Annotated in this window: 26 protein-coding genes and 2 pseudogenes; 13 read left to right on the plus strand and 15 right to left on the minus strand. The window is 66.2% G+C overall.

Annotation, left to right across the window (positions count from 1 at the left end):
- The first annotated feature begins 169 nt into the window (after positions 1–169).
- Together B3E91_RS17135 and B3E91_RS17140 are read left to right on the plus strand one after the other, a co-directional pair.
- Positions 170–781 (plus strand): hypothetical protein, encoded by a 612-nt coding sequence (locus B3E91_RS17135; RefSeq protein ID WP_287030679.1) that lies wholly within the window; start codon positions 170–172, stop codon positions 779–781.
- A 558-nt stretch (positions 782–1339) separates the two neighbouring features.
- Entirely contained in the window at positions 1340–1801 is a 462-nt protein-coding gene (locus B3E91_RS17140) for a BRO-N domain-containing protein (protein WP_273234781.1), read from the plus strand.
- 317 nt (positions 1802–2118) lie between these two features.
- On the opposite strand, the gene B3E91_RS17145 is transcribed toward B3E91_RS17140, so the two are convergent.
- Positions 2119–2862 carry a class I SAM-dependent DNA methyltransferase gene (locus tag B3E91_RS17145; RefSeq protein WP_273234786.1) on the minus strand — a complete coding sequence of 248 codons (744 nt, stop codon included), beginning with the start codon at positions 2860–2862 and terminating at the stop codon, positions 2119–2121.
- A 206-nt stretch (positions 2863–3068) separates the two neighbouring features.
- On the opposite strand from B3E91_RS17145, the gene B3E91_RS17150 reads away from it, so the two are divergent.
- On the plus strand, positions 3069–3764 hold the full coding sequence (locus tag B3E91_RS17150; protein ID WP_273234780.1) for a GNAT family N-acetyltransferase: 696 nt from the start codon (positions 3069–3071) through the stop codon (positions 3762–3764).
- A gap of 705 nt (positions 3765–4469) precedes the next feature.
- Positions 4470–6464, plus strand: coding sequence for a peptidase U32 family protein (locus tag B3E91_RS17155; RefSeq protein WP_287030680.1), 1995 nt, complete (start codon positions 4470–4472; stop codon positions 6462–6464).
- A 215-nt stretch (positions 6465–6679) separates the two neighbouring features.
- On the opposite strand, the gene B3E91_RS17160 is transcribed toward B3E91_RS17155, so the two are convergent.
- The 3 genes from B3E91_RS17160 to B3E91_RS17170 all read right to left on the minus strand — a co-directional run bounded on the left by B3E91_RS17160 (position 6680) and on the right by B3E91_RS17170 (position 9526).
- Entirely contained in the window at positions 6680–7525 is an 846-nt protein-coding gene (locus tag B3E91_RS17160; RefSeq protein WP_287030682.1) for a CAP domain-containing protein, read from the minus strand.
- A 144-nt stretch (positions 7526–7669) separates the two neighbouring features.
- Positions 7670–8851: a sugar transporter gene (locus B3E91_RS17165; RefSeq protein WP_287030683.1), complete on the minus strand. Its 1182-nt coding sequence runs from the start codon at positions 8849–8851 to the stop codon at positions 7670–7672.
- A gap of 336 nt (positions 8852–9187) precedes the next feature.
- Complete coding sequence (locus B3E91_RS17170) at positions 9188–9526, minus strand: hypothetical protein (protein WP_287030684.1); 339 nt, start codon at positions 9524–9526, stop codon at positions 9188–9190.
- A gap of 326 nt (positions 9527–9852) precedes the next feature.
- Between B3E91_RS17170 and B3E91_RS17175 the strand changes: the two genes are divergently transcribed.
- Positions 9853–10134 carry a peptidylprolyl isomerase gene (locus B3E91_RS17175; protein WP_090231782.1) on the plus strand — a complete coding sequence of 94 codons (282 nt, stop codon included), beginning with the start codon at positions 9853–9855 and terminating at the stop codon, positions 10132–10134.
- 76 nt (positions 10135–10210) lie between these two features.
- On the opposite strand, the gene B3E91_RS17180 is transcribed toward B3E91_RS17175, so the two are convergent.
- Positions 10211–10519 carry a putative quinol monooxygenase gene (locus tag B3E91_RS17180; RefSeq protein WP_287030685.1) on the minus strand — a complete coding sequence of 103 codons (309 nt, stop codon included), beginning with the start codon at positions 10517–10519 and terminating at the stop codon, positions 10211–10213.
- A gap of 185 nt (positions 10520–10704) precedes the next feature.
- Between B3E91_RS17180 and B3E91_RS17185 the strand changes: the two genes are divergently transcribed.
- Together B3E91_RS17185 and B3E91_RS17190 are read left to right on the plus strand one after the other, a co-directional pair.
- Entirely contained in the window at positions 10705–11145 is a 441-nt protein-coding gene (locus tag B3E91_RS17185; protein ID WP_287030686.1) for a DUF3597 domain-containing protein, read from the plus strand.
- An 85-nt stretch (positions 11146–11230) separates the two neighbouring features.
- A pseudogene (locus B3E91_RS17190) lies at positions 11231–11683 on the plus strand (NUDIX hydrolase); the annotation flags it as partial.
- Positions 11684–11854: 171 nt separating this feature from the next.
- Here B3E91_RS17190 and B3E91_RS17195 read toward each other — a convergent pair.
- From B3E91_RS17195 to B3E91_RS17210, 4 genes are all read right to left on the minus strand, one after another.
- Positions 11855–12682 carry an inositol monophosphatase family protein gene (locus B3E91_RS17195; RefSeq protein WP_287030687.1) on the minus strand — a complete coding sequence of 276 codons (828 nt, stop codon included), beginning with the start codon at positions 12680–12682 and terminating at the stop codon, positions 11855–11857.
- 90 nt (positions 12683–12772) lie between these two features.
- The gene (locus B3E91_RS17200; protein WP_287030689.1) at positions 12773–13336 is read right to left on the minus strand and encodes an NADPH-dependent FMN reductase; all 564 of its coding nucleotides are present in this window, start codon (positions 13334–13336) and stop codon (positions 12773–12775) included.
- A 279-nt stretch (positions 13337–13615) separates the two neighbouring features.
- Complete coding sequence (locus tag B3E91_RS17205; RefSeq protein WP_287030691.1) at positions 13616–14191, minus strand: GNAT family N-acetyltransferase; 576 nt, start codon at positions 14189–14191, stop codon at positions 13616–13618.
- Positions 14192–14312: 121 nt separating this feature from the next.
- A complete protein-coding gene (locus B3E91_RS17210; protein WP_273234761.1) occupies positions 14313–14492 on the minus strand; it encodes a hypothetical protein in 180 nt (59 codons plus the stop codon).
- A 455-nt stretch (positions 14493–14947) separates the two neighbouring features.
- Here B3E91_RS17210 and B3E91_RS17215 point away from each other — a divergent pair, with 455 nt between their 5' ends.
- On the plus strand, positions 14948–15769 hold the full coding sequence (locus B3E91_RS17215) for an HDOD domain-containing protein (protein ID WP_287030692.1): 822 nt from the start codon (positions 14948–14950) through the stop codon (positions 15767–15769).
- 59 nt (positions 15770–15828) lie between these two features.
- Here B3E91_RS17215 and B3E91_RS17220 read toward each other — a convergent pair whose 3' ends face one another.
- Positions 15829–16125, minus strand: a complete 297-nt coding sequence (locus B3E91_RS17220) for a hypothetical protein (protein ID WP_273234757.1) — start codon at positions 16123–16125, stop codon at positions 15829–15831.
- Between the two features lie 102 nt (positions 16126–16227).
- Between B3E91_RS17220 and B3E91_RS17225 the strand changes: the two genes are divergently transcribed.
- Entirely contained in the window at positions 16228–16455 is a 228-nt protein-coding gene (locus tag B3E91_RS17225) for a hypothetical protein (protein WP_287030694.1), read from the plus strand.
- Here the strand turns inward: B3E91_RS17225 and B3E91_RS17230 are convergent.
- Positions 16398–17471, minus strand: coding sequence for an NAD(P)-dependent alcohol dehydrogenase (locus tag B3E91_RS17230; RefSeq protein ID WP_273234755.1), 1074 nt, complete (start codon positions 17469–17471; stop codon positions 16398–16400). The genes B3E91_RS17225 and B3E91_RS17230 overlap by 58 nt on opposite strands.
- Before the next feature lie 316 nt (positions 17472–17787).
- Here B3E91_RS17230 and B3E91_RS17235 point away from each other — a divergent pair, with 316 nt between their 5' ends.
- On the plus strand, positions 17788–18132 hold the full coding sequence (locus B3E91_RS17235) for a DUF2025 family protein (RefSeq protein ID WP_090231793.1): 345 nt from the start codon (positions 17788–17790) through the stop codon (positions 18130–18132).
- 78 nt (positions 18133–18210) lie between these two features.
- Here B3E91_RS17235 and B3E91_RS17240 read toward each other — a convergent pair.
- Positions 18211–19542, minus strand: a pseudogene (locus tag B3E91_RS17240) (hybrid sensor histidine kinase/response regulator); the annotation flags it as partial.
- A gap of 36 nt (positions 19543–19578) precedes the next feature.
- Here B3E91_RS17240 and B3E91_RS17245 point away from each other — a divergent pair.
- Both B3E91_RS17245 and B3E91_RS17250 read left to right on the plus strand, forming a co-directional pair.
- A complete protein-coding gene (locus B3E91_RS17245) occupies positions 19579–20211 on the plus strand; it encodes a response regulator (protein ID WP_287030695.1) in 633 nt (210 codons plus the stop codon).
- A 123-nt stretch (positions 20212–20334) separates the two neighbouring features.
- A complete protein-coding gene (locus B3E91_RS17250) occupies positions 20335–20844 on the plus strand; it encodes a helix-turn-helix domain-containing protein (protein WP_287030696.1) in 510 nt (169 codons plus the stop codon).
- A gap of 26 nt (positions 20845–20870) precedes the next feature.
- Here the strand turns inward: B3E91_RS17250 and mmsB are convergent, their stop codons facing one another.
- From mmsB to B3E91_RS17265, 3 genes are all read right to left on the minus strand, one after another.
- Positions 20871–21761 (minus strand): 3-hydroxyisobutyrate dehydrogenase, encoded by an 891-nt coding sequence (mmsB, locus tag B3E91_RS17255; RefSeq protein WP_287030697.1) that lies wholly within the window; start codon positions 21759–21761, stop codon positions 20871–20873.
- Positions 21762–21840: 79 nt separating this feature from the next.
- Entirely contained in the window at positions 21841–23346 is a 1506-nt protein-coding gene (locus tag B3E91_RS17260; RefSeq protein ID WP_287030698.1) for a CoA-acylating methylmalonate-semialdehyde dehydrogenase, read from the minus strand.
- Positions 23347–23415: 69 nt separating this feature from the next.
- Positions 23416–24768, minus strand: a complete 1353-nt coding sequence (locus B3E91_RS17265) for an MFS transporter (protein WP_273233881.1) — start codon at positions 24766–24768, stop codon at positions 23416–23418.
- A 127-nt stretch (positions 24769–24895) separates the two neighbouring features.
- Between B3E91_RS17265 and B3E91_RS17270 the strand changes: the two genes are divergently transcribed.
- Positions 24896–25840, plus strand: a complete 945-nt coding sequence (locus B3E91_RS17270; protein ID WP_287030699.1) for a LysR family transcriptional regulator — start codon at positions 24896–24898, stop codon at positions 25838–25840.
- Positions 25841–25846: the final 6 nt, after the last annotated feature.

Below are 25846 nucleotides of genomic sequence, written 5' to 3' on the forward strand. Positions count from 1 at the left end.
ACTCAGCCCGGGACAGACCAAAAGCTTGAAGCCACTCGGCAAATAGGTGAAGCGTTCCATATCAACAGGGAGTTTAAAAATGGAATCAGCACGACTTATAACTTTATATCTCCTAATCATCATGCTGAGTGGTTGCACTAGCACGTACTATGCTACGAATGTAGATTCTTTGGCTGCACCCGATGCCACCCAGAAAAACCGTTATATTCTTCTCCCAGGCATGGAAGAAGTCCATGAGGATGATCTTCAATTCATGGAGTTCGCCAAGTATGTAAATAAGATCTTGCAGCAGAAGGGTTTCATTAAAGCCCCAAGCTCGGATTCGGCGGACATCGCTATCGCTCTAAGCTATTCAGTAGGCGACCCAGAGTTTTACAACTACAGCTACACAGTCCCTACTTGGGGGCAAACCGGTGTAGCAGCATCTAATACCGTCGGTACGGTTTCAGCTTTTGGCAATACCGCGACTTATAGCGGCACTACAACTTACACCCCTACTTATGGCATTACTGGCTCGCAGCCCCATACAGGAACAGATATCCTTTATTATAGGGATGTAAGACTGGCTGCTTACGACCTGACGAGCTACAGCGAGTCTCAACCAATGAGGCAGGTGTGGATATCAAAAGCGTATAGTGTTGGGTCCAGCGGAGATCTGCGAAAAGTGTTTCCATACATACTTGTGTCCATGAAAAATCTCATTGCCACAAACTCTGGAAAGAAAATAAGAGTTACTTTGAAAGAGAATGACAAAGCAGTTCAAGAGCTACTTACTCCTTAACAAGCAGCGAGGTAGCCTAAACACCTCGCCCGTGGAAAAGGCTGCGCCATGTGCACCATGGACGCCGGCGCAGTGGTTGCGGTGCGCGCGGCGCACCCTACGGGCTCAGGCCTTCAAGCAGGCGAACAGCGCATTCCCCGACGTCGCGCCCCAGCGAATCAGCTTCTCGTAGCGAGGTAGCCCGGACCTCCGCAGGGCGCGGTTCTCTACCCCGTGCAAAAGGCTTCGCCATTTCCACCCTACGGGGCTACCACGGCGAATGAAAAGAGCGTCATCCACCCTGCCAGACCCCGTCCTTGACCACCTCGGCTCGCATCCCTACGCTAGCCACTGGCGCCTAAGAAACGCCTTCACGTAGCGGCCCTGCCCGCATCCGACATTCGCGGCTTTTTTGTGCCTACGGCTTGCCCGTGTGCGCAAGAAAAACACCTCTGATATGTCGGGAGTGGGCTAATACAAGACCCGAAAGGGGAATACGTCCGGCCCTCTACGTGGGGTTTCTTAGCTCCCGGCACCCAGCCCTAAGAAAGCTGGTCAATTCACGTAGAGGTAATGGATATGCCAACTCAACCCGCATCCCCCGCCATACCCGCCCTCCCCGGCGAAACCCTGATCCCGACGACGTTCACCCGCCACCGCCGCCAACTACGCGCTCTGCTCCTCGAACCGCACTGCTGGTTCAGCGCCCGCGACCTGGGCCGACTGATCGGCCAACCGCACCTGGAAGAACGCGTTACACGTACTCTGGATGCCGACCAGTTGCTCGATGCCGTGCTGCTCAACACCCACGGCCAACCCGAGACGACCCGGCTGATCAGCGAGTCCGGCGTTTACGCCGCGCTGATCCACTACTACCACCCGGAAAACCGCTGCATTCGTCGCTGGCTCAGCGCCGACGTAGTTCCGGCGCTGCGCGAGGAAGAGCCGACGAACACTCACCGCCCGCGTCGCGAAAGCCGCCAGGGTTTGTCGCTGCTGCACTGGCAAGGCGATGTATGGGTGCCGTACCGGCCCGGTTAGCCCATAGGGCGGATTCAGCGAGGTCGCCTGGACTCCGCTCTGCGCGGAAAAGGCTTCGCCATTTCCATCCTACGTAATCGTAGGGTGCGCCATGCGCACCATGGAGGCCGACACAGTGGTTGCGGTGCGCGCGGCGCACCCTACGGGCTCACGCCTCCACGCAGGCGAACAACACATTCCCCGACGCCGCGCTCCAAGCGAGGTCGCCTGGACTCCGCTCCGCGTGGAAAAGGCTTCGCCATTTCCACCCTACGTGACCGTAGGGTGCGCCATGCGCACCATGGAGGCCGGCGCGGTGGTTGCGGTGCGCGCCGGGCTCAGACCTTCACGCAGGCGAACAGCGCATTCCCCGAGGTCGCGCCCCAGGGAATCAGCTTCTCGTAGTCGTGCTCCAGCACATGCACCTCGAAGTACGGCGCCAGCAGTGCCTGCAACTCGGCGAAGCTCACCGCCACCATCGGGTGTTCGTCGTTCCAGACCTGGGTTTCGCCGGCCGCCGTGCGCTCGATGCGCAACCTCAGCGATTGCCGCTCGCCCTCGCCGCTGTAGTGCCAACCGGAGCTGAAGCCGAACAGGCCGTCGGCGTGGCGGGCGCTGTGGGAGACGAAGGAGGCGTTGTCGATCATCTGCTTGTCGACGGCGTTGAAGCAGAACACCCCGCCGCGCTCCAGCGCGCCATGCGTGTGGGCGATGCAGGCCTTTAGCCGGTCAATGCTGCCGCTGTAGTGGATCGAATAGAGGAAGCAAGTGATCAGGTCGAGCGGCTCGCTCACGCTGAAAGCGCACATGTTCTGCAGGGAGAACTGCGCTTCCGGGCAGCGCTGGGCGGCGCGGTCCAGCATCGGCTGGTTGATGTCGAGGCCGCCACTGCGGTAGCCGGCGTCGATGAAATGGCGGACGTGCGGCCCGGTTCCGCAGGCCAGGTCGAGGTGGCGTCTGCCGCCGTTGCCGAACAATTGCTGCAGGCGCTGGACACAGTGGCTTTGCGCGCGATAGTCGATATCGGCGCACATCAGATCGTAGTAACCCGACAGGTCGGTATAGAGCGCGTTGCCGGGCATGGGGGTCTGGATTCGGACGGAAATGAGGGCGCGCATCATAGCCCAGCGCCTGCGCGGCGATGGGCTTTCCTGGCGGGAGGGATGAAACCGGCGGATGGAAACTCGTATTGCGGCGTCACCCGGTGGTGAGTGTTCGGGATGATCGACCGCCCAGCCGTTACAATGCCGCGCCCAACCGCCCTCGCCCCACCGGAGCCCGTTCGCCGATGTTCACCCTCGTACACCTGGAAAACCCGCCGCCAGAATCGCTGAAGAGCCAGGTTCTGCAGATGGTGGTGGATTACTTCAGCGACATCAGCCCGGTGTCGCTGACGCCGAGCAATCCGCTGTTCCAGCTCTACCAGTACGTGATCGGCTACGAGGTCCACCTCTACCTGCAGGCGATGGACGCCGCGCAGGAGACCGGTGCGCGGCTGATCCTCGCGCTGGACGATGCGGACCCGTCGCAGGTGCTGGGCTTCGCCCTCTATCTGCCGGCAAAGGACGATCCGCAGGCCTGCACGCTGGTCTACACCGCGGTGCAGGCCAGCCACCGCCGGCGCGGTATCACCCGGGCGATGCTGCAGCACATGAGCGCGCGGCATCCGCATGCCGAGCTGGCCTGCGCGGCGGGCAAGGTGCCGATGTTCGAGGCCATGGGCTTCCAGGTGCTGGCGGCGCGCGGACCGCAGGTGCTGCTGAACGCCTGGAACCAAGCCTCGGACGGCCTGGTGGCGGTGCAGGACCTGGAGCCGATCTTCCAGTCGAAAGAGGTCCGGCAGATCCATGCCTACCTGGTGCAGCAGCACGGCAAGAAGGCCATGAGCGACGCCGAGAAGAAGCGCGACCGTCTGCTCGACCAGATGGCCGCGCAAGCCCAGGCGCTGGTCGAGAACCGCCTCGGCGCGCGCCGCCTGCATTGAGTGGCCTGGCCTTTCGCGCGTAGCCCGGTGGAACTCGGTGCGCGCGGCGCACCCTACGGAAGTGCGTGCGACACGCAGCCCCGTTACTCCCGAAGACCGTAGGGTGCGCCGTGCGCACCGATGCGTTTCCCCGATGGTCACCCAGTGCGCGCGGCGCACCCACCGGAAGTGCGTGCCACACGCAGCCCCGTCACTCCCGAAGACCGTAGGGTGCGCCATGCGCACCGATGTATTTCTCCAATGTTCACCCGGTGCGCGCGGCGCACCCTACGGAAAGTGCGTGCGACACGCATACCCGTCACTCCCTAAGACCGTAGGGTGCGCCATGCGCACCGACGCATTTCTCCGGTGATCACCCGGTGCGCGCGGCGTACCCACCGGAAGTGCGTGCCACACGCAGCTCCGTCACTCCCGAAGACCGTAGGGTGCGCCATGCGCACCGATGCATTTCTCCGTAATCACCCGGTGCGCGCGGCGCACCCTACGGAAAGTGCGTGCGACACGCATACCCGTCACTCTCGAAGACCGTAGGGTGCGCCATGCGCACCGATGCACTTTTCCGGTGGTCGCCAGGTGCGCACGGCGCACCCTACTGGGTTGCGTTCGGGGCGCGCGCGGCTCCTCCTGTCACGCAAGATCCCCAAGCCGCCGTCGCCCGGCTAAAATGCGCGGCTACCGTGCCACGCCTGATAAAAGAAAACGCCCATGTCCTTGCCCAAGCATCATCTGGAACTGCTCAGCCCCGCCCGCGACGCGGGGATCGCCCGCGAGGCCATCCTGCATGGGGCGGACGCGGTGTACATCGGCGGGCCGAGTTTCGGCGCGCGGCACAATGCCGAGAACAGCGTCGCGGATATCGCCGCGCTAGTGGAATTCGCCCACCTGTTCCACGCCCGCGTGTTCGTAACCCTCAACACCATCCTGCATGACGACGAGCTGGAGCCGGCGCGCGCGCTGATCCACCAGCTCTACGATGCCGGCGTCGATGCGCTGATCGTGCAGGACATGGGCGTGCTGGAACTGGACATCCCGCCGATCGAGCTGCACGCCAGCACGCAAACCGACATCCGCACCCTGGAACGGGCCAAGTTCCTGTCCCAGGCCGGCTTCTCGCAACTGGTGCTGGCCCGCGAGCTGAACCTGCAGGAAATCCGCGCGATGGCCGATGCGGTGGATTCGGCCATTGAGTTCTTCATCCACGGCGCGCTCTGCGTGGCGTTCTCCGGGCAGTGCAACATCTCCCACGCGCAGACCGGGCGCAGCGCCAACCGTGGCGACTGCTCGCAAGCCTGCCGCCTGCCGTACACGCTGAAGGACGACCAGGGCCGCGTGGTGGCCTTCGACAAGCACCTGCTGTCGATGAAGGACAACAACCAGAGCGCCAACCTGGGCGCGCTGGTGGATGCCGGCGTGCGCTCGTTCAAGATCGAGGGGCGCTACAAGGATGTCGGCTACGTGAAGAACATCACGGCCTACTACCGCCAGCAGCTGGATGCGCTGCTGGCCGGGCGCCCGGACCTGGCGCGGGCGTCCAGCGGACGCACCGAGCACTTCTTCCTGCCCGATCCGGACAAGACCTTCCACCGCGGCAGCACCGACTACTTCGTCAGCGAGCGCAAGGTGGACATCGGCGCCTTCGATTCGCCGACCTTCACCGGTCTGGCGGTGGGCGAGGTGCTCAAGGTCGGCAAGCGCGACCTGATCGCCAGCACCACCGAGCCGCTGTCCAACGGCGACGGCCTCAACGTGCTGGTCAAGCGCGAGGTGGTCGGCTTCCGCGCCAGCGTGGTCGAGCAGTTGCAGGCCTTCGAGGAAGACGGCGCGCCGCGCTGGCAGTACCGCGTCGAGCCCAACGAAATGCCCGCCGCGCTGCGCCAGCTGCGGCCGAACCATCCGCTCAACCGCAACCTCGACCACAACTGGCAGCAGGCGCTGCAGAAGACCTCCGCCGAGCGCCGCATCGCCGTGCGCTGGCAGGTGCAATGGAGCGAGGCGCGCCTGGAGCTGACGCTGAGCAGCGAGGACGGCGCGCAGGTTTCGCTCGGCCTCGACGGCCCCTTCGGCGCGGCGAACAAGCCGGAGCAGGCGCTGGAGCAGCTGCGCGATGCACTGGGCAAACTGGGCACCACGATTTACCACGCCGAAGCGGTGGAGATCGTCGCGCCGCAGGCGTTCTTCATCCCCAATTCGCAGCTCAAGGCGCTGCGCCGCGACGCCATCGAGGCGCTGACGGCGGCCCGCGTCGCCCTGCATCCGCGTGGCGGGCGCAAGGCGGTAAGCACGCCACCGCCGGTGTACCCGGAGGCGCACCTGTCGTTCCTCGCCAACGTCTACAACCAGAAGGCGCGGGACTTCTACCACCGCTACGGCGTGCAGCTGATCGACGCGGCCTACGAGGCCCACGAGGAAACCGGCGAGGTGCCGGTGATGATTACCAAGCACTGCCTGCGTTTCTCCTTCAATCTCTGCCCGAAGCAGGCCAAGGGCGTCACCGGCGTGCGCACCAAGGTCGCGCCGATGCAGCTGGTGCACCAGGACGAAGTGCTGACCCTGAAGTTCGACTGCAAACCGTGCGAGATGCACGTGATCGGCAAGATCAAGGGCCACATCCTCGACCTCCCGCTACCGGGCGCCAACCGCAACGTGGTCGGCCAGATCACCCCGGAAGACCTGCTCAAGACCATCCGCAAACCGGCCTGACCACCCTTCGCCCTCGTTGAGCGAGGGCGACTCTTCCGGCGTCTCCCTTTCCCCAGCCCGCTGCCGGGTGGTGGGAGGCGATTGATCCGCAGGTTTCGCCGCTGCCGTCTGCGTCGCCGCAGAGGCCCGGCGACAACCATCGAAAGGGCCGGCCGCGCGGGCCTGGGCGGCGTCAGTGGGCAAGAACGGCGGAAAACGCTTCGCGGTTTTCCACCCTACGGCGCGCCGAACACCTGGGTCCAGTAGATGCCGGCGTCGCTGCGCGGGTCCACGGCGTAGGCGGCGCCCATTTCGCTGAAGGCCGGATTCATGATGTTGGCGCAATGCGCCGGGCTGGCCAGCCAGCCGTCGACTATGGCCTTGGGCGCGTCGTCGCCGGCGGCGATGTTCTCGCCCAGCGCGCTCCAGGTGTAACCGGCGCGCAGCGCACGCTCGTCGGCCTGGCTGGAATCGCTGCCGCGGTGGGAGAAGAAGTTGCCGTTGGCCATGTCGCGGCTGTGCGCCAGCGCCGACTCGGCCAGCGCGGCGTTCCAGGCCAGTGGCGCCACCGCGGTGAAGTTCGTGCCGCCGCATTGCCGCGCCTGCCCGCGGGCCGTGTTGACCAACTCCAGCACCGCGCGCCCCGCCGCCTCCCAGTCGCCCAGCCCGCCGGAAAGCAGCGGCCGCGCCAGCACCACGCGCCAGTCACTGGCGCTGCGCGACACGCCGACATCGATGTATTGCGCGCCCAGCAGCTGCGCACAGAATTTCTGCCGCAGTGCGCTCATCGCCGCCTCGGCGTTGTCCGGCCCGGACAGGCGAATCAGTTGCAAGGCCGCCGCTGGGTAGCCGTTCTGGCTCAGCGCCTGCTGCAGATCGTCGATATCGGTCGCCGTCGGCGCGGCCAGGCGCAGATCGAGCGACAGCGGCCCCACCGCCACCGTCTGCGCCGCGCACCCCTGCGGCTCGCCGCGGTAGGCGTTGATCAGCGCCAGCAACTGCGCCTCGTCGTCCGCCTGCGCGGCACCCAGGTTCAACAAGCCGGCCAGCAGGAGGCTGAAACAGATCAGGCATCGGCGCATGGAGACTCCTTCAGGATCGGTAGGACAACCCATGATGCGCGAGGCGATGGCCGGCGTCACCGGTGGCAAACGACGAAGGAGGGATCGAGCGTGACGAGAAAAGCCGCGGGAAAGCGGAAAACCCGAGCGCCTTCCGCCTCGGATCTAAAGCGCGGCCGGGCGGGCGAAGCGGTAGCTGGCGACGCAGCAGAGCGTGAGCCCGACGAGGGCGAACAGGCCGCCGGCGATGCCGATGCCGGGCAAGCCGAGGTGCGTGCTGACCAGGCTGCCGAGCAGGGCGCCGCCGCCGATGCCGACGTTGTAGATGCCGGAGAACAGCGCCATCGCCACGTCAGTGGCGTCCGAGGCCAGGTTGAGCACCTTCGCCTGCAAGGCCAGGCTGAAGCACATGATCGAGATGCCCCAGACCACGCTGAGCACGCTTAGGCACGCGGCGTTGCGCGCGGCGGGGAGCAACAGCAGCAGGCACAGCGCCAGGGCGGCGATCGCGGCGATGCTGAAGCCATTCGGATAGCGCGCGCTGTAGCGGCTGAACAGCAGCGAGCCGAGGGCACCGGCACCGCCGAAGAGCAGCAGCAGGACCGTGGTCATGTGTTCGCTGAGGTGGGCGACCGTCCTGGCGAAGGGTTCGATGTAGCTGTAGGCGGTGAATTGCGCGGTGATCACCAGCGCGGTGAGCACGTACAGCGACACCAGCGCGGGGCGCTTGAACAGCAGCGGAAGGCTTCGCAGCGAACCGGAATTCTGGCTCGGCAGCAGCGGCAGGCTTTTCATCAGGCAGATCACGGTCAGCGCGGAGACCAGCGAAATCGCCATGAAGGTGGTGCGCCAGCCCAGCGCTTCGCCGAGCACGCGCCCGAGCGGAATGCCCAGCACCATCGCCAGCGAAGTGCCGGTCGCCAGCAATCCCAGCGCCTGCACCTGCTTGCCCTGCGGCGCCACGCGCACCGCCAGCGAGGCGGTGATCGACCAGAACACCGCGTGCGCCAGGGCGATGCCGATCCGGCTGACCACCAGGGTGGTGAAATTCCAGGCGACGCTGGACAGCAGGTGGCTGGCGATGAACAGCAGGAAGACGAAGGTCAGCAGCCGACGCCGCTCGATGTTGCGCGTCAGCAGCATCATCGGCAGCGAGGCCAGCGCCACCACCCAGGCGTAGATCGTCAGCATCAGCCCGACTCGGGTCGGCGGCATGTCGAAACTGACGCCGATGGCGCTGAGCAACGCTACCGGGACGAACTCGGTGGTGTTGAAGATAAACGCGGCCAGGGCCAGCGCGACGACGCTCAGCCAGGACCCGGCAGAGGCATTCACAGGGGTATTCATGTCGGCGATGTCTGACGCTCGTGGAAGGCTGCGGGCGCATCCGCCGGCGTGTAGGACGACGATTAATGGCGCGTGCGAAACCTTCGGGAAAGGAATTCCTGCCGGCGAACCATTCCCTGCGGCAGACGCCGCCTGCGTAGCGTTTCCGGGGAAGCCGGCGGCTACGAACGCAGAGGAAGGTCGGTGAAAAAGGCAGAGGCAGGAGGCAAAGGCGCGGATTCTACGCCCGCCCCGCCCGGCTCAACAACCGGGCTTTCAGGCCTTCCGTCGTGTTCTGCGGGAGTGTGAAGTCCGGTCCGAGGGCGAGGCGGTGATCCGCCTCGCCGTTCTGCCGGCCTACTTCAGGAAGTAGTTCTTCGCGTGTTGCTGTTCCGCGGCGGTCGGCTTGTAGCTCACCCACTGGTCGTCGGCGTTGCGCTTGTAGCGAACCACGCCGTTCTCCACATCGAACTCGTAGAACGGATAGACCTCGCGCAGGTTGTAGAACATCGCCGGAGCAAAAAACAGGATATCGGCGGCCAGATAGCCACCGTTGAATTTCAACGGGATCAGGCCGTACATGGGCTCCATCCCTTGCTTTGTGGCCTTGAAGCGGTAATGGCCGAAGCTGGTGGCGTTGTAGGTTTTCTTGACCGGGCTGCCGAGGGCGAGCGGAGCCTCATCGTTGACCGCCACGGTCAGCTGCGGGTCGGTCGAGCGAAGCGATGTGGTGGCCGTGCAGGCACTCAGAAGAGCCGCGAGGGAAGTGCGAAGAAGCTGGCTTTCATGATCATTCCATTGAGTCCATCGGGAAGTGACGGACAGCCTTTGCCTCAGGCGTTTCCTGATTCGACCGGCCATCCGTGGCGGGGCGCGAGTATAGGGCAGCAAGAAATGGAGGGCCAATAGCTATCCCGGCGGATGATCGATGCCCGCTGCGACACGTCCGTTCCTCCCGCGACGCTTGAACAACCCGGCAATTCCGGTAGCCTCGGCAGTCCATTAGAAAAGGAGTACCCCCAATGGCCCGAGCCACTGCCCGCCACATCCTGGTTGCCAGCGAAGCCAAGTGCAACGAACTGAAAGCCGCCATCGAGGGCGGTGCCGACTTCGCCCAGGTCGCCAAGGACAACTCCACCTGCCCGTCCAGCCGTCAGGGCGGCGACCTCGGCTCGTTCGGTCCCGGCCAGATGGTCAAGGAATTCGACACCGTCGTGTTCAGCGCGCCGATCAACGTCGTGCAGGGCCCGGTGAAGACCCAATTCGGCTATCACCTGCTGGAAGTCACCAGCCGCCAGGACTGAGTCCACGGCCGCGCGTTGCAGCCACACGCTGCAACGCCACCCTCGCCGCGGCGTCCTGCATCGGCCTGTTTCGCCTTCATTGCGCCGCGACCGGATTGAAGAAGCGAACCTTCACGTCCTCCGCCAGCAACGATTTCGACCCTTCCTTGAACGCCAGGTAGTGCGACGTTCCCTTGTGCTCGTCGAACGCCGCGCGGTCGCGATAGACCTCGTGGAACATCACCTGATCGCCGCCGCTCTCCGGCAGGAGGATGTCGAACGCCAGGCAGCCCTCCTCCTTGTCCAGCGCGCCGCCGGCATCGATCTGGCCGAAGGCGAGGAAATCGGCGAGCGAGCCGGGTTTGAGGGTGAACTCCGCGATGACGACGAATGGCTTGGCTGACATGTCTTTCTCCGATTGAAATCCGCTTCGCGGGGCCAGGCAGCAGGATAACGCCTGCCTGCGGTTTGGCCGCGCAGGACGTCAGACCACGACGGCCAGGCCGGGGTTGCCGGTGCCGTCCGTCCTGCCGCTGAATCCCCGCGGGTGGCGCGCGGTCCAACCTGCACACCCACTCACGAGGAAGCGCCATGGGACTGCTCAGCTCCATCCTGGAAAAACTCGGCATCGGCCATCACGACGAGGTGCCCAACCTGAAGGTCGGTCCGGACGACTCGATCATGGATTCAGGCGGGCCGACCGCGACCTCCAATGCGACCACCGTGCCCGGCCAGTCGCCGGCGCAAAGCGCCGCTCCGGTGAGCGCCACGCCGGTGGATGTTTCCGCCCGGCTCAACGAGATGGCCGCGCAGCACGGCGAAACGCTAAATTGGCGCACCTCCATCGTCGATCTGCTCAAGCTGCTCGGGCTGGACAGTAGCCTGCAGGCGCGCAAGGAGCTGGCCACCGAGCTGGGTTGCCCGGCCGACAAGATGGCCGATTCCGCACAGATGAACATCTGGCTGCACAAGGCGGTGCTGAACAAGCTCGCCGAGAACGGCGGCAACGTTCCGGCGGACCTGCTGAACTGAACATCCGGCCCGGCCAACGCCGGGCTGGATTTGCCAGCCTCCCCGTTTAGAATCGCCGTCTCGATCACCTCGCGACGGCGCCCTGATGGCAAAACTCCATACCCTGATGATCTCGGCGGCCTGCCTGCTGGACGCCGACGGCCGCCTGCTGCTGGTGCGCAAGCGCGGCACCTCGGCCTTCATGCTGCCCGGCGGCAAGCTGGAGGCCGGCGAAGACGCCCTGGCGGCGCTGTGCCGGGAACTGCAGGAAGAGTTGGGCCTGACGTTCGCGCGCAGCGCCTTCACCGCGCTGGGCCGCTTCGAAGCGCCCGCCGCCAACGAGCCGGACACCTGGGTCCGCGCCGAGGTATTTACCGGCACGCTGGACGAGCCCGTGAGCGTAGCCGCCGAACTGGACGCACAGCGCTGGCTAGTTCGCGGCGAACCCTGGCCGGAAGACCTGGCGCCGCTGCTGCGTCTTCACGTGCTGCCGGCGCTGTGGCCCTCGCCGGCGACTACGCGCCAGGACTTCCATCGCCAGCATGCCGACGACGCACGCCGCGAGGCCGAGCGCCTGCTCGCCGAACGCGCCGCCTGGGGCCCGCGCTGGCCCGCCTGGGTCGCTACCCAGCTCTACGCGCTTAGCCCTGCACCTTATGCGGCGATGGTGCGCCGCGAGCTGGAACGGCTGGCTGCCGAGTGATCCGGCAACCCGCGTGAACGAGCCCGTTCAATCCCCGTCCAGCGACGGCCCGATCAGCGCGGCCAGCTGTTCGTAGACGCCGGGCGCGGCCACCAGGTAGGGATTGCCGTCGAGCAGGCCGTTGTTGCGGAAGAAGTCGTTGCGGCGGCCGCCGGCTTCCTGCACCAGCACCAGGCCGGCCATGCAATCCCAGCTCTTCAGTTCGGTTTCGTAGTAGCCGATCAGCCGGCCGGCGGCGACGTAGGCCGTCATCAGCGCGCCGGAGCCGTTGCGGATGAACATCCCGCCCGAGGACAGCAGCCCCTGCAGGAAGGGAATGAAATGCGCCTTGCCGCGCGGGTGGAAGGTGCCGACTCCGGTCAGCCCTTCGCTCACCTGGCGTGCGGCGCTGGCCCGGATCGGCGTGTCATTGACGAAGGCTCCGCGGCCGAGGCAGGCGTGGAACAGTTCGTCGTGATTGGGATCGGCGATGGCGCCGAGGGTCGGCTCGCCGTCGACCATCAGCCCGATGGACACGCACCAGGCGTGCAGGCCGTTGACGAAGCAGGCGGTGCCGTCGATGGGGTCGATGACCCACAGGCAGCGCGCCTGCAGATCGGCCGCACCGCCCTCCTCGCCGAGCAGTCCGTCCTCGGGAAACTCGCGGGACAGCTCGGCGCGGATGTACTCCTCGATCTGCCGGTCGGCGATGCTGACCATGTCCTGCTGGTCGCCGCCCTTGTGCATCACCGTCAGCGCCTCGCGGTCGCGGTAGAACGCCATGCCGCGTTGCGCCGCCGCCAGCGCCACGCGCTTGACCGCGGCGTAGCGGGCATCGAGGTCGACGTTCTGGGGAATTCGTGGAGCAGTCGGCATTGCGGTTCCTCGGGGGTGGCGGGACGGAGCGACAGCCTACCGCCCGCTCCGCCGTTCACCAAGCCGGCTGGCACCGCGCGAACGCGCCGGTCAGCCCTTGCGTGCCAGGTCGGCCAGCGCCTTGAGCTGCCCGGCGATGAAGTCGCGGGTGCCCTGGTCGGTGAGTTCGCCGGTCTGCGCGTCGACCTTTCCCGCCACCTGGCCGACCATCACTTCCGGCTTGTTCAACACCTGCGCGTTGAGGAAGACGAACACCTGGCGCAGGTGATATTGCGCACGCGCGCCGCCGAGCATGCCCGGCGAGGCGCTCTGAATCGCCACCGGTTTGCCGGAGAACGGAGTTTCCGGCAGGCGCGACAGCCAGTCGATGGCGTTCTTCAGTGCGCCTGGCACCGAGTAGTTGTACTCGGGCATGACCACGATCACCGCGTCAGCCTCGGCGATCGCCTTGCCCATCGCCAGCACCGCCGGCGGGAAGCCTTCCGCCTGCAGATCGGCGTCGTAATGCGGGAAGTCGCCGATCGAACCCAGCGCTTCGACACTGACGCCTTCCGGCGCCAGCGCCGGCAGGGCGCGCGCGATGATGCCGTTGAACGAGCCGCTGCGAAGGCTGCCGAGCAGCGTGACGAAGCGCAGGGTGGAGGTGTTTTGCATGGCGTTGTTCCTCGATTGGAAGGGTTCGACGGCGGGAGTGACGCTGTGCACAGGGTAATCGAAGCGGCGCCCGGCGCGCGCGGCGGATGCCAGGAGCAGCATTCACCCACACGGGATAATGCCGCGAGACGTCTGGCGCCTCTGCGGCAGTGCCGGCTCACTTCAGTCGTATGGCCTTTAGTGCGCAGGCGTCGTCGCCTGGCGCTGGGAATGCCCGACGATCACCGTCGGCAACGCATCGCCGTGGTCCTAGCTCCAGAGGGCATGGCGGTACCTGTCCTACCCGCCTGAGACTAGGCGCTCCTCCCCCAGCGGAAAATCGGACTTGAGCAGGGCATAGAGCAGGATATCGATGAAGGCATCGCCCTTCCTCATCGCCCCGCGCTGGCAGCCCTCGAACCGCATGCCGAGCTTCTGCAGCACCCGCTCGGAGGCCAGGTTGTAGCTGTAGCACTCGCCGTAGATGCGGTTCAGTTCCAGCTCGGCGAAGCCGTAGGCGATGATCGACCGTGCCGCTTCAGTGGCGTAGCCGCGTCCCCAGAACGGTACACCGATCCAGTAGCCCAGCGCCGCGCGTCGGTGTTTGCGAGAAATCCCGGCCAGACTCATCACGCCGACGATGACCTTCTCGCAGGTTATCGCCAGGCTTATTCCCTTTCCGTCGGCGAATGCCGGAGCGATGCCTTCGATCCAGCTCTGCGCATGCTGCAGATGATAGGGATGCGGCAGCGTCGAGGTGGTCGCCGCGATTGCAGGGTCGCTGGCCAGCGCCTGAATCCGCTCGGCATCGCTCATCTCCAGCGGCCGCAACAGCAGTCGCGGCGTATGCAGGATGGGCAGGGGCGCAGCCGTCACTTGACGACCTTAGGATCGTCGGCGCTACGCCGGCGCAAATGCGTCTGGCAGTAGAGGCCAATGGGCTTGCCTTCATCGTCATTGAAACTGATCCGCACCCGCCGGGCCGTGCCACGAACCATCAACTGCCTAACCTTGAGCGATTGCGACGAAATCCCCCGTTCACCAGTTGGCCCTGCACGCCCGGCACCAGCACGATGCTGATGTTGCGCCGGTCGCCGTAGTCGTCCTGAAGGTTCAGGTACACCCACTCGCCGGGATGACCGACCGCGCGGATGCTGAACAGGAAGTTGCCGCTCACGCCCTTCTCGGAGTTGGCGGCGGCGTAGGCAATGCTCTCGGGGACGTGTATGTCGCTGTAACGGATGGATGGCTTGTGCTCGCATCATCAGAGGCAGGAGCAGTACGGCGAGTCGTGAGAGCTTCATGTTTCATTCCTGCATGCAGTGATGGCATCGAATCCGCCCAGACCTGTTGCCTTGCCCACGGATATGTCCGAAAGGCTCGCTCCAGACAATTCCACGCAAGCGGAATGTGCGAACCAAGGGAGCCTCAAGAAATTAGCAGCGAAGGCAGGAATACATCAACAACGTACTAAATATCCCCAGAAACTAGGGATTCCATACGCTCGCCCAAGTCAGGAATCACCTGTCGAACACAGCCATTCGGCGTCCCCACGCCTGTAGCCGAACGGCGCTGGTATGCATGGCACCTGCACCTATTCTTGAGCTATCGCACCCGCCCTGGAGACATCCTATGGACATCGATTCACTGTTCGCCGAGCTGCATAACCTGCCCAGCGTGCCGAAGGTGGCGCAGGACCTGATCCAGCAATTCGACAATCCGTCATCCAGCCTGGACAGCGTGGCGCGCAACATCGAGCGCGATCCGGTGATCGCCGCCAAGGTGTTGCGCCTGGCGAATTCGGCACGCTTTCGTGGCTCGCGGGAATCGGCGAGCATCGAGGACGCGGCCATGCGCCTGGGATTCAACACCCTGCGCACGCTGGTGCTGGCGTCGGCGATGACAGGAGCGTTCAAGGCCGGTCCCACGTTCGATCTCAAGGGTTTCTGGACCGGAAGCTTCCGCGTCGCCAGCGTCTCGCGGCTGCTGGCCAAACTCACTGGCAAGGATCCCGACACCGCCTTCACCTGCGGGATGATGCACAACATCGGCGAGCTGCTGATCCAGACCGGCGCCCCGGAGTTCGCGGCGAAGATGAACGACCGACAGAACAACGCCTCCAGTCGCGCCGCGGAAGAGAACCTGCAGCTCGGCTTCGGCTATCCCGAAGTGGGCGCCGAACTGGCGCGCCGCTGGCGGCTGCCGAAGCTGATCCAGACCGCCATCGCCTACCAGGGCCGCCCCTCGCAGGCGCCGAGCGATTCGGAATACGCGCGTATCGTCGCCCAGGCGACGATCATCTGCGACGTCATCGCCAGCCACGGCGGCATCGGCGCCGACGTCGGCCAGGAGCTTTCCGGACCGCTGTTCGCCGGGCTGGACCTGAACAAGCTGCTGGCGGACCTCCCCGCCGTGATCGAAGCCGACAAGGCCTTCACCGAGCTTCTTGGCTGAGCGATGCAAACAAGGAGCCGGCGTCCCGCCCTGGCGCGGCAGGTCGCGGGCCGTTCGTTTCAGCGGCGCCAGTCGTCACGACCGTGCTGGCGATGCACGGGAACCGCCACGTAGCGCACCGGCTGCGGACGGTACGCCAGCGGACGCGGCGGCTGCCGGTAGGACAGCTCGCGGCGCGGCGGGTGGCGGCGATGCTCGTGGTCGTCATCCGAATCGGAGAGCACCGCGACCAGAACGGCGCCCACCGCGGCACCCGCGAGTGCGGGAACGATGTCGCTCTGATCGAATGCGGACGCGCCGCCAGCGAACACCAGGCATCCGGCAAGTGCACTGACCTGGAAGAATCGGCTGATCATGGACTTCTCCTCGTGGGAAAAGGGGTTGTTCCCCTGCAACCATCCGACAACGCCACTGCGTCAGCCGGTGTCAGCCATAAGTAAGGGGAAGGTAAACCTGCGATGCGCTCGATCAGGCGGCGCACGCCCCGCGAAGCGATCCAGCGATTAGCGGTCAATCGGGCCGAAGAGCGCATCGCCCTGCTGCTGGATCGCCCGCGCTTCGCGCTGCAGGTTCTTGCCGCTGAAGTCGCCCGGCGAAAGGGCCGCCGGGCATACGGCGAGGGGCGGGATCAGGGGGTGATCGCCACCTTCATCACGCCGTCGCGCTGGTTGGCGAACAGCTCGTAGGCCTTTTCGATGTCGTCCAGCTTGTAGCGGTGGGTCACCAGCGGCGTGAGGTCGACCCTGCCCGACGAGATCACTTCCATCAGCCGGCGCATGCGCTCCTTGCCGCCCGGACAGAGCGTGGTGACGATCTTCAGGTCGCCGAGGCCGGCCGCGAATGCGTCCAGCGGGATGCGCAGGTCGGTGGAATAAACGCCCAGGCTGGACAGCGTGCCGCCCGGACGCAGCACGCGCAGCGCGGCTTCGAAGGTGGTCTGGGTGCCCAGTGCCTCGATCGCGACATCCACCCCGCGGCCATCGGTGAGCGCCATGATCTGCGCCACCGGATCGCCCTGGCGGAAATCGACGATGTGGCTGGCACCGAGCTGGCGGGCCACGTCCTGGCGCGCCGGCAGGGTGTCGACGCCGATGATGGTGGTGGCGCCCTTGAGCTTGGCGCCTGCCACGGCGCACAGGCCGATGGGACCGAGGGCGAACACCACCACGGTATCGCCGATCTGCACCTTGCCGCTCTCAGCGCCGGAGAAACCGGTCGACATGATGTCCGGGCACATCAGCACCTGCTCGTCGCTCAGGGTATCCGGCACCGCGCCGAGGTTGGCCATGGCGTCGGGCACCAGTACGTATTCGGCCTGGCAGCCGTCGATGATGTTGCCGAACTTCCAGCCGCCGGTGGCGGTGAAGCCGTGCTTGCTGGCCGGGCCGTCCTGCGAGGCGCAGCCGCACAGGCAGGCGAAGCTGTGGCCGCTGGGGGTGATGGCGCCGGCGATCACCCGTTGCCCCTCGCTGAAACCGACGACCGAGGAGCCGAGCTTCTCGATGATGCCGACCGGCTCATGGCCCACCGTGAGTCCCTTGGCCACCGGGTACTCGCCCTTGAGGATGTGCACGTCGGTGCCGCAGATGGTGGTCGTGGTGATACGGACCAGCGCATCCAGCGGCCCGACCTCGGGGATCGGCTTGTCCTCGAGAACGATGCGGTTCTTCTCGACGAAGACGGCGGCTTTCATTTTCGGCATGACGTTTCCTCCTGAAATGTCCAGCCAGAGTAGACCAGCGATGTGACCGGCAGCGTCGCGTGTTCCCGCCGTCGGCAGCGGACAGCCGCCGGAGAAACCGGCTCGAACGGAGAGGTGAGGCATATGGACGCGGCGTCGGCAGGCGCGCCCGGCACGACGCGGGTGACACCGCCGGAGGGCGAATGGATGAGAACCATAGTCATCCACGCAGCGTCATTTGCTGGCAGAATCGTCGACGTTTTCCTGCACCTCCGCCCAGACGGAGGGCTGCGCCCCGCGTGTAAACCATCGAATCGACATCCAGCGAGGTTTACCCATGAGCATCACTTCCGCCGACATCTGCCACGCCGCCGATCAGCTCAACGGCTTCGTCGGGTTCAACACCAAGACCGGCAAGCACATCGTCCGCTTCAGCGAAGACTCCTTCGGCATGGATGTCGCCGAGGAGAGCATCACCCCGGCGTGCGAGTTCGTCTGGCGCGAACAGGACGAGCAGGTGATGAACCTGAGCCGCGTGCGCCTGCAGATCCTCCTCGAGCAGAACGTCAACGATCGCCTGAACGTGAGCGAACCGCTGCTGGCCTACATGCGACGCCAGGAACTGCCGGAAATCGCCGCGCAGCGGCGGCTCAAAACGGTCGAAGAAACGCCGGCGAACTGACCCCCGTTGGGCAAGGCGGCGCCCTGCTCGCGCATCGCCGCCCGTAACTCCTCAAAAGATAAAGCTCGGCGCTCGGCGCTAAGGCGCGGCCTCACCGAGCATCTGGCTGAGCACCGCGCGCAGCTTGCCGGGTTTCAGCGGCTTGTTCAGCAGCGGCGCGCCGAGTTTCTGCAGGTGCTGGCGGCATTCGCTGCTGCGGTCCGCGGTGATCATCACCGCTGGGATCGGCGCGTCGAAATGCGCGCGCAGGGCGCTGACCACCTGGCAGCCGAGCACGCCGTGGTCGAGGTGGTAGTCGGCCAGGATCACCTCCGGCGCGTGACCGCCGAGCTGGCGCAGGGCGCTGTCCTGGTCGAGCGCGGTGACCACCTCACAGCCCCACTGTCCGAGCAGCGCGGCCATGCTGTCGAGAATGCTCGATTCGTTATCCAGCACCAGCAGCCGCCGTCCCGGTAGCGGGTCGCCGATCAGCGGGCGACGCAGGCTGTCGCCACACGGCGCCTTCACCGGCGCCGCGGCCAGCGGCACGTCGACGCTGAACACAGAACCCCGCCCCGGCCAGGAGCGCACGCGTACCGGGCAGCCGAGGATGCCGGCGATGCGGTCGACGATGGCCAGGCCCAGACCGACGCCCTTGCGCTCGGCGGCACGACCCACGTCCAGCTGGTTGAACTCCAGGAAGATCGCGTCGAGCTGGTCCGCCGGAATCCCGCGGCCGCTGTCCCACACCTCCAGGCGCACCCGGTCGCCACGGCGCCGGCAACCTAGCAGGATGCGTCCGCGCGGCGTGTAGCGGCAGGCATTGCTGAGGAAATTGCGCAGGATGCGCGAGAGCAGGCGGATGTCGGTGCTCACCGTCAGCGGCGCGATGCGGGCGCGCAGTTGCAGACCGGCGGCCTCCGCCACGCCCTGGAACTCGGAGACCAGTGGCGCGAGCAGTTCGTCGAGGCTGTAGACGTCCAGGTCCGGCTTGACCGCGTGGTGGTCGAGCCGGGAGATGTCGAGCAGGTCGCTGAGCAGGTCCTCGGCGCCCTCCAGCGCCTGGTGCGCGCGCGCCACCAGGCCGTGCTCGGCCGCCGGCAGGGTCCGCTCGCGCAGGGTCGAGACCAGCAGCCGCGCGGCATTCAGCGGTTGCAGCAGGTCATGGCTGGCGGCGGCGAGGTACTTGTCCTTGCTGCGGTTGGCCGCTTCGGCGGCGTCCCGCGCCTCGCGCAACTGGCCGTTGAGGGTCTGCAGCTCCTCGGTACGCGCGGCGACCCGCTGTTCAAGTTCGTCGTTGAGGGTCTGCAGGCGCTGCTGGGCAAGGATGCGTTCGGTGATGTCGGCGACGAAGCCTTCCACCAGGTCGTCTTCCTCGGGCTTGAGCAGCAGGTTCATCAGCACGTCGACATAGCTGCCGTCCTGCCGGCGCTGGTTGCATTACCTGATTCACCCGAGGAGCTGAGCATGACTGCGGTCACCGGAGACATTCGCGTGCTGGTCGTCGACGACCACCCGCTGCTGCGCGAGGGGATCGCTGCGGTACTCGACCAGCAGCCCGACATCCACCTGGTCGGCGAAGCCGGCGACGGCAGCGAAGCCCTGGAACGCTTCCGCGCGGAACGCCCGGACGTGACCCTGATGGACCTGCAGATGCCGGAAATGAACGGTATCGAGGCGATCCGGGCGATCCGCGCGGAGTTCGCCGATGCGCGCATCGCCATCCTCACCACCTACCGGGGCGACGTGCGCGCGCTGCACGCGATCAAGGCCGGTGCCCAGGGCTATCTGCTGAAAAGCACGCTGCGCAAGGAACGGGTGGAGGCGATCCGCGCGCTGGCCGCCGGGCGCCGGCACTTTCCCGCCGAGATCGCCGCCGAGCTGGCGGAATCCCTCGGCCAGGAGGCCCTCAGCCCGCGCGAACTGCAGGTCCTGCAACGGGTGGCGCAGGGCGCGGCGAACAAGCAGATCGCCAACGAACTGGGCATCTCCGAGGACACCATCAAGGGCCACCTGCGCAGCATCATGGACAAGCTGAGCGCCAACAACCGCACCCACGCGGTCACCATCGGCATCCAGCGCGGCATCATCGAGCTCTGATCCGCCCCACTTTCGTGTCGTTGGCGAGCGCCTCGTCGTGGTCTGTCGGCGCCGCGCTCACGCCCGCATCATCCCTGCAGAGGCGCCCCTTCGAGCGCCGTTCATAGCCTGCGGAGCACGCCGATGCCCAGGAACGCCGTTCTGCCCTTCCCCGGCGGCCCCATTGCCACCGTGCTCGGCCTGCTCGACGATGCCGGCGCGGCGCTGCACAGCGACCGCGAAGCCGCCTGCCGCAGCCTGGCCCGCGCAATCGCACTGCTGCGTCGCGATGCCGACTTCGACAGCGGCGACAGCCGCGGCGGCCTCGCCGGCTGGCAGGTCAGGCGGCTCTCCAGCTACATCGACGAGCACCTGGACTGCGCCATCCGCACCCGCGAGCTGGCCGCGCTGCTCACGCTCAGCGTCAGCCATTTCACCCGCGCCTTCAAACAGGCCTTCGGCAGTCCTCCGCTGCTCTACGTGGCGCGCCGGCGCATCGAGGCGGCGCGGGAAATGATGCTCGCCACCGACGAATCGCTGACCCGCATAGCCCACGTGCACGGCTTCTGCGACCAGTCGCACTTCAGCCGCACCTTCCTCCGCGAGACCGGCATCACCCCGCAGGCCTGGCGCCGGCTGCATCGCTGCGGCTGAAGCCGACGGACAGGCCGCGCCCGCCGTCACTCCGGCTTGCGGTACAGCTCGATGATCGCCGAGAAGTCCAGGCCGCCGTGGCCTTGCAGGCTGAAGCCCTGGTAGAGCTGCTGCGCCAGGGCGCCGAGCAGCACCGGCTGGCGTACCGCGCGCGCCGCTTCGGTGGCTAGGCCGAGGTCCTTGAGCATCAGATCGCTGCCGAAACCGCCGCTGTAGCCGCGCGAGGCCGGGGCGTTCTCCAGCACGCCGGGGAACGGGTTGTAGGTGTCCGAACTCCAGCAACGCCCGCTGGACGTGTTGATGACCCCGGCCAGCACCTTGGCGTCCATGCCCAGCGCCACGCCCAGGCTCATCGCCTCGGCCACGCCGATCATCGAGATGCCCAGCAGCATGTTGTTGGCCACCTTCGCCACCTGGCCGTTGCCGCTGTCGCCGCAATGCACGATGTTCTTGCCCATCGCCGCCAGGAGCGGCTGCGCCAGGGCGAAATCCCCGGCACGGCCGCCGACCATGAAGGTCAGGGTGCCGGCCTCGGCGCCGCCGGTGCCGCCGGACACCGGCGCGTCGAGCATCGGGTTGCCGTGTTCGGCGGCGGCCTTGGCCACTTCCCGCGCGCTGATCGGGTCGATGGTGGAGCAGTCGATCAGCAGCACGCCGGGGCGAACGTGGGCCAGCAGCCCGTCTTCGCCGAGGTAGACCGCCTTCACGTGGGGCGACGCCGGCAGCATGGTGATGATCACCTCGACGTTGCGCTGCGCCAGATCGGCGGGCGATGCCACGGCCGTCGCGCCCGCCTCGACCGCCGCCGCTACCGCGCTGGCGGAGAGGTCGAAGACGCTGAGTGCGTGACCGCCCTTGAGCAGGTTGCGCGCCATGGGCCCGCCCATGTTGCCGAGACCGAGAAAACCGATGTTCATGGTGGATGCCTCTTGAGTGTGCGTGCGCGAGCGCGCCGGACAGGCGCGCTCACCCGGCCCTCTCCCGCGGGAGAGGACGTTATTTCAGCGTGATGGTGGTGTTCACCGCGCCGCCCACGTCGCTTTCGTCGAACCAGCGCTGGGTGACCGTCTTGGTCTGCGTGTAGAACTGCACGACCTGCTTGCCGTAGGGGCCGAGGTCGCCGAGTTTGGAGGCGCGCGAACCGGTGAAGGAGAACATCGGCACCGGCACCGGGATCGGCACGTTGATGCCCACCTGGCCGACGTCGATCTCTTCCTGGAAGTGCCGCGCCGCCGCGCCGGAGCGGGTGAAGATGGCGGTGCCGTTGCCGTTGGGGTTGGCGTTGATCATCTCGATGGCTTCGTCCAGGGTCGCCGCATGCATCACGCAGAGCACCGGGCCGAAGATTTCTTCCTTGTAGATGCTCATCTGCGGGGTGACGCCGGAGAAGATCGTCGGGCCGACGAAGTTGCCGTCGGCATACCCGCTGACGGACGGGTTGCGGCCGTCCAGGGCGAGCTGGGCGCCTTCGGCAACGCCGCGTTCGATCAGGCTGCTGACGCGATCCAGCGCCGCGCAGGAGACCAGCGGGCCGACGTCGGTGCCTGGCTCCACGCCGGCGCTGACCGTCAGCGTCTGCGCCTTGGCGACCATGTCCGGCAGCCATTGCTGCGCCTCGCCCACCAGGATCGCCACCGACAGCGCCATGCAGCGCTGCCCGGCCGCGCCGAACGCGGCGCCGGCGAGGTTGTTGAGAGTCTGCTCCTTGTGCGCGTCGGGCATGACGATGGCGTGGTTCTTCGCCCCCATCATGCACTGCACGCGCTTGCCGGCCTGGCTGGCGCGGTTGTAGACGTGGGTGCCGACCCTGGTCGAACCGACGAACGACACCGCCTTGATGTCCGGGTGGTCGCAGATCGCGTTCACCGCATCGACGCCGCCGTGGATGACGTTGAGCACGCCGGCCGGAACGCCGGCCTGCAACGCCAGCTCGGCGAGGCGCATGGTCACCATCGGGTCCTGTTCGGACGGCTTGAGGATGAAGGTGTTGCCGGTGGCGATGGCCATCGGGAACATCCACAGCGGGATCATCGCCGGGAAGTTGAACGGAGTGATCCCGGCGCAGACGCCCAGCGGCTGCATCAGCGTGTAGGTGTCCACCCCGCCGGCGACGTTGTTGGCCAGTTCGCCCAGTTGCAGGTTGCCGATCCCGGCGGCGTGCTCGACCACCTCCAGGCCACGGAACACGTCGCCCTCGGCGTCGGCCAGGGTCTTGCCCTGCTCGGCGGTGAGGATCGCCGCGAGTTCCTTCATGTTTTCGCGGATCAGTTGCTGGTACTTGAGGAAGACCCGCGAGCGGGCGCCGATCGGCGTCTTGCGCCAGGTCTTGAAGGCCTGCTTGGCGCTGCTCACCGCGGCCTCGATTTCCTCGGGCGTGGCGAACGGCACCCGCGCCAGGACTTCCTGGGTCGCCGGGTTGATCACGTCGCGCCATTGCGTGGTGCGCGACTCGACGAGCTCGCCGCCGATGAGGAGTTTGACGTTGGGAATGCTGGTGCTCATGGTCGATGTCCTGACTGTCGTTGTGCGAAACCTGCGCGGCTCAGCGCGCAGGAAGGAGGCGTCGGCCGCTCAGGGCGTATCCAGCGCCGGCGATGCGCGGCGCGACTGCGCCGGTTTCATGTTGTCGATGGCGGCCCGGTCGCCCTGCATCAGCGCCGTGCAGAACAGCGCCACCACGCCCATCCCGATCAGGTAGGCGACCACGTAGCGCGGGCTGCCGTCAGCCGCGCCGAGCAGCGAGGTGGCGATCATCGGGGCGAAGCCGCCGCCGAGCACGCCGGCCACCTGCACCGCGAGGGAGATGCCGCTGTAGCGGATCTGGGCCGGGAACTGCCGGGCGAAGAGCAGCGACTCGGGCGCGTAGAGGATCGGGAAGACCACGCCCACCGCCAGCACCATCGCCCACCAGACCAGCAGCGGCTCGCGGGTGCCGAGCATGCTGAAGAACGGATAGACGAACGCGCAGAGCAGCAGCAGGCCGGCGAAGTACAGGCGCTTCTGGCCGACCTTGTCAGACAGCCAGCCACAGAACGGCATGGTGAGCAGGGAAATCGCCGCGCCCGCGGTGATCGCGTGCAGCACGTCGGCGCGGGGAATCTTCAACTGGTTGGCCGCGTAGGCCAGGGCGAAGGTCACCGCCATGTAGAACCAGGCGTTCTCCGCCATGCGCGCGCCGATGATGGTCAGGGTCGCGCGCGGGTACTTGCGCACCACTTCGAACAGCGGCACGCGGACTTCGCGCTTCTGCTCCTTGAGCTTCTCGAAGTCCGGCGACTCGGCGACCTTCACGCGGATCAGCCAGCCGACGCCGAGCAACACCACGCTGGCGAGGAACGGCAGGCGCCAGCCCCAGCTCATCATCTGCTCCTCGGGCAGGGTCGCCACCGCGCCCATGGCCAGCGAGGACAGCACCAGGCCGGCGCCGACGCCGGTCTGCGGCAGGCTGCCGTAGAAGCCCTTCTTGCCTTCGGGGGCGTGTTCCACCGCCATCAGCACGGCGCCGCCCCACTCGCCGCCGACCGCCATGCCCTGCAGGAAGCGCATCAGCACCAGGATCACCGCGGCCCAGTAGCCGATCTGTTCGTAGGTGGGAATCAGGCCGATGGCGATGGTCGGGATGCCCATCATCATCAGCGTCATCATCAGCATCGACTTGCGCCCGATGCGGTCACCGAAGTGGCCGAAGATGATGCCGCCCAGCGGCCGGCCGATGAAGCCCACGGCGTAGGTGGCGAACGCGGCCAGCACACCGGTGATGGGGTCGAGGGCGGGGAAGAAGAGTTTGTTGAAGACCAGCGCCGCGGCGGTGCCGTAGAGGAAGAAGTCGTACCACTCGATGGTGGTACCCGCCATGCTGGCGAGACCGGCGATGCGGTAATGCTTGCGGCCGGATCGGCCACCTGTCGATAGCGATTCGTTCATGGTTGCCTGCTCTATTGTTTTTGTCGTTAGGGCTTTGCAAGGTCACGGAAGCGGCTGGTAGCAGCGACCGGCTTCGAGTATAGGTGTGCAAACTTCCGATAAGTCAGAACAAAAGCACCGGTTGGATATGCAAAAAAATCTCATGCTCGCCAGTCAGATGAACTGGGACGACCTCAAGTTCTTCCTCGAAGTGGCGCGCACGCGCACCGCCAGCAGCGCTGCCAAACGCCTGAATGTGGACTACACAACGGTGTCGCGGCGCATCCGCGCGCTGGAGAAGGCGCTGGGCGCGCTGCTGTTCGAGAAGTCGCGCTCGGCCGGCTTCGTGCTGACCCCCGAGGGCCTGCACCTGCTGGGTTACGCGGAGTCGCTGGAAAGTACCCTGCAGGCCGCCTGCGAGCAGGTTTCCGGGGCCAGCCTGGCGTTGTCCGGGCATGTGCGCATCGGTTCCACCGAGGGTTTCGGCAGCTTCTTCGTGGCGCCGCAGCTGAGCCATTTCCAGGACGTCTACCCGAACATCTCCATCGACCTGCTGCCGGTGCCGCACTTCATCAGCCTGTCGCGCCGCGAGGCGGACATCGCCATCACCCTGGAACGCCCGGAGCGCGGGCCTTACGTCTGCTCCAAGCTGTGCGACTACAACCTGCGCCTCTACGCCACCGCCGAGTACCTGGCGCAGCATCCGCCGATCGGGTCCGTGGAGGACCTCGCCGGGCACAGCTTCATCACCTACGTCGACGACCTCGCCTTCAGCCCGGAGCTGCTCTATCTGGAGCGCGTGGTGCCCAACGCCAGCAGCCAGCTGCGCAGCACCAGCGTGGTTGCCCAGTACCTCTCGGCGTTGCAGGGCCGTGCGCTGGCGATCCTGCCGTGCTTCCTCGCCGGACCGGACCCGCGCCTGGTGGAACTGCTGCCGCAGCAGGTGCAGGTCACCCGGCAGTTCTGGATCTACTACCGCGAGGACCTGCGCCGGCTCAAGCGCATCACCCAGGTCAGCGAATACCTGCGCGCCTGCACCGAGGCCAATCGCGCCTTCCTGCTCGGCGAATCGCGGCAGATGAGTTTTCTGTAGGTTCGG

The organism is Pseudomonas sp. UBA6310, from assembly GCF_002438225.1.
In the GTDB taxonomy this organism is placed as follows: domain Bacteria; phylum Pseudomonadota; class Gammaproteobacteria; order Pseudomonadales; family Pseudomonadaceae; genus Pseudomonas_O; species Pseudomonas_O kuykendallii.

Bases quoted from the DNA above. Each gene is read 5' to 3' on its own strand.
- B3E91_RS17140 (WP_273234781.1), top strand. From the start codon at position 1,340: ATGCCAACTCAACCCGCATCCCCCGCCATACCCGCCCTCCCCGGCGAA.
- B3E91_RS17145 (WP_273234786.1), bottom strand. From the start codon at position 2,862: ATGCCCGGCAACGCGCTCTATACCGACCTGTCGGGTTACTACGATCTG.
- B3E91_RS17150 (WP_273234780.1), top strand. From the start codon at position 3,069: ATGTTCACCCTCGTACACCTGGAAAACCCGCCGCCAGAATCGCTGAAG.
- B3E91_RS17155 (WP_287030680.1), top strand. From the start codon at position 4,470: ATGTCCTTGCCCAAGCATCATCTGGAACTGCTCAGCCCCGCCCGCGAC.
- B3E91_RS17160 (WP_287030682.1), bottom strand. From the start codon at position 7,525: ATGCGCCGATGCCTGATCTGTTTCAGCCTCCTGCTGGCCGGCTTGTTG.
- B3E91_RS17165 (WP_287030683.1), bottom strand. From the start codon at position 8,851: ATGAATACCCCTGTGAATGCCTCTGCCGGGTCCTGGCTGAGCGTCGTC.
- B3E91_RS17175 (WP_090231782.1), top strand. From the start codon at position 9,853: ATGGCCCGAGCCACTGCCCGCCACATCCTGGTTGCCAGCGAAGCCAAG.
- B3E91_RS17180 (WP_287030685.1), bottom strand. From the start codon at position 10,519: ATGTCAGCCAAGCCATTCGTCGTCATCGCGGAGTTCACCCTCAAACCC.
- B3E91_RS17185 (WP_287030686.1), top strand. From the start codon at position 10,705: ATGGGACTGCTCAGCTCCATCCTGGAAAAACTCGGCATCGGCCATCAC.
- B3E91_RS17195 (WP_287030687.1), bottom strand. From the start codon at position 12,682: ATGCCGACTGCTCCACGAATTCCCCAGAACGTCGACCTCGATGCCCGC.
- B3E91_RS17200 (WP_287030689.1), bottom strand. From the start codon at position 13,336: ATGCAAAACACCTCCACCCTGCGCTTCGTCACGCTGCTCGGCAGCCTT.
- B3E91_RS17215 (WP_287030692.1), top strand. From the start codon at position 14,948: ATGGACATCGATTCACTGTTCGCCGAGCTGCATAACCTGCCCAGCGTG.
- B3E91_RS17220 (WP_273234757.1), bottom strand. From the start codon at position 16,125: ATGATCAGCCGATTCTTCCAGGTCAGTGCACTTGCCGGATGCCTGGTG.
- B3E91_RS17225 (WP_287030694.1), top strand. From the start codon at position 16,228: ATGCGCTCGATCAGGCGGCGCACGCCCCGCGAAGCGATCCAGCGATTA.
- B3E91_RS17230 (WP_273234755.1), bottom strand. From the start codon at position 17,471: ATGCCGAAAATGAAAGCCGCCGTCTTCGTCGAGAAGAACCGCATCGTT.
- B3E91_RS17235 (WP_090231793.1), top strand. From the start codon at position 17,788: ATGAGCATCACTTCCGCCGACATCTGCCACGCCGCCGATCAGCTCAAC.
- B3E91_RS17245 (WP_287030695.1), top strand. From the start codon at position 19,579: ATGACTGCGGTCACCGGAGACATTCGCGTGCTGGTCGTCGACGACCAC.
- B3E91_RS17250 (WP_287030696.1), top strand. From the start codon at position 20,335: ATGCCCAGGAACGCCGTTCTGCCCTTCCCCGGCGGCCCCATTGCCACC.
- mmsB (WP_287030697.1), bottom strand. From the start codon at position 21,761: ATGAACATCGGTTTTCTCGGTCTCGGCAACATGGGCGGGCCCATGGCG.
- B3E91_RS17260 (WP_287030698.1), bottom strand. From the start codon at position 23,346: ATGAGCACCAGCATTCCCAACGTCAAACTCCTCATCGGCGGCGAGCTC.
- B3E91_RS17265 (WP_273233881.1), bottom strand. From the start codon at position 24,768: ATGAACGAATCGCTATCGACAGGTGGCCGATCCGGCCGCAAGCATTAC.
- B3E91_RS17270 (WP_287030699.1), top strand. From the start codon at position 24,896: ATGCAAAAAAATCTCATGCTCGCCAGTCAGATGAACTGGGACGACCTC.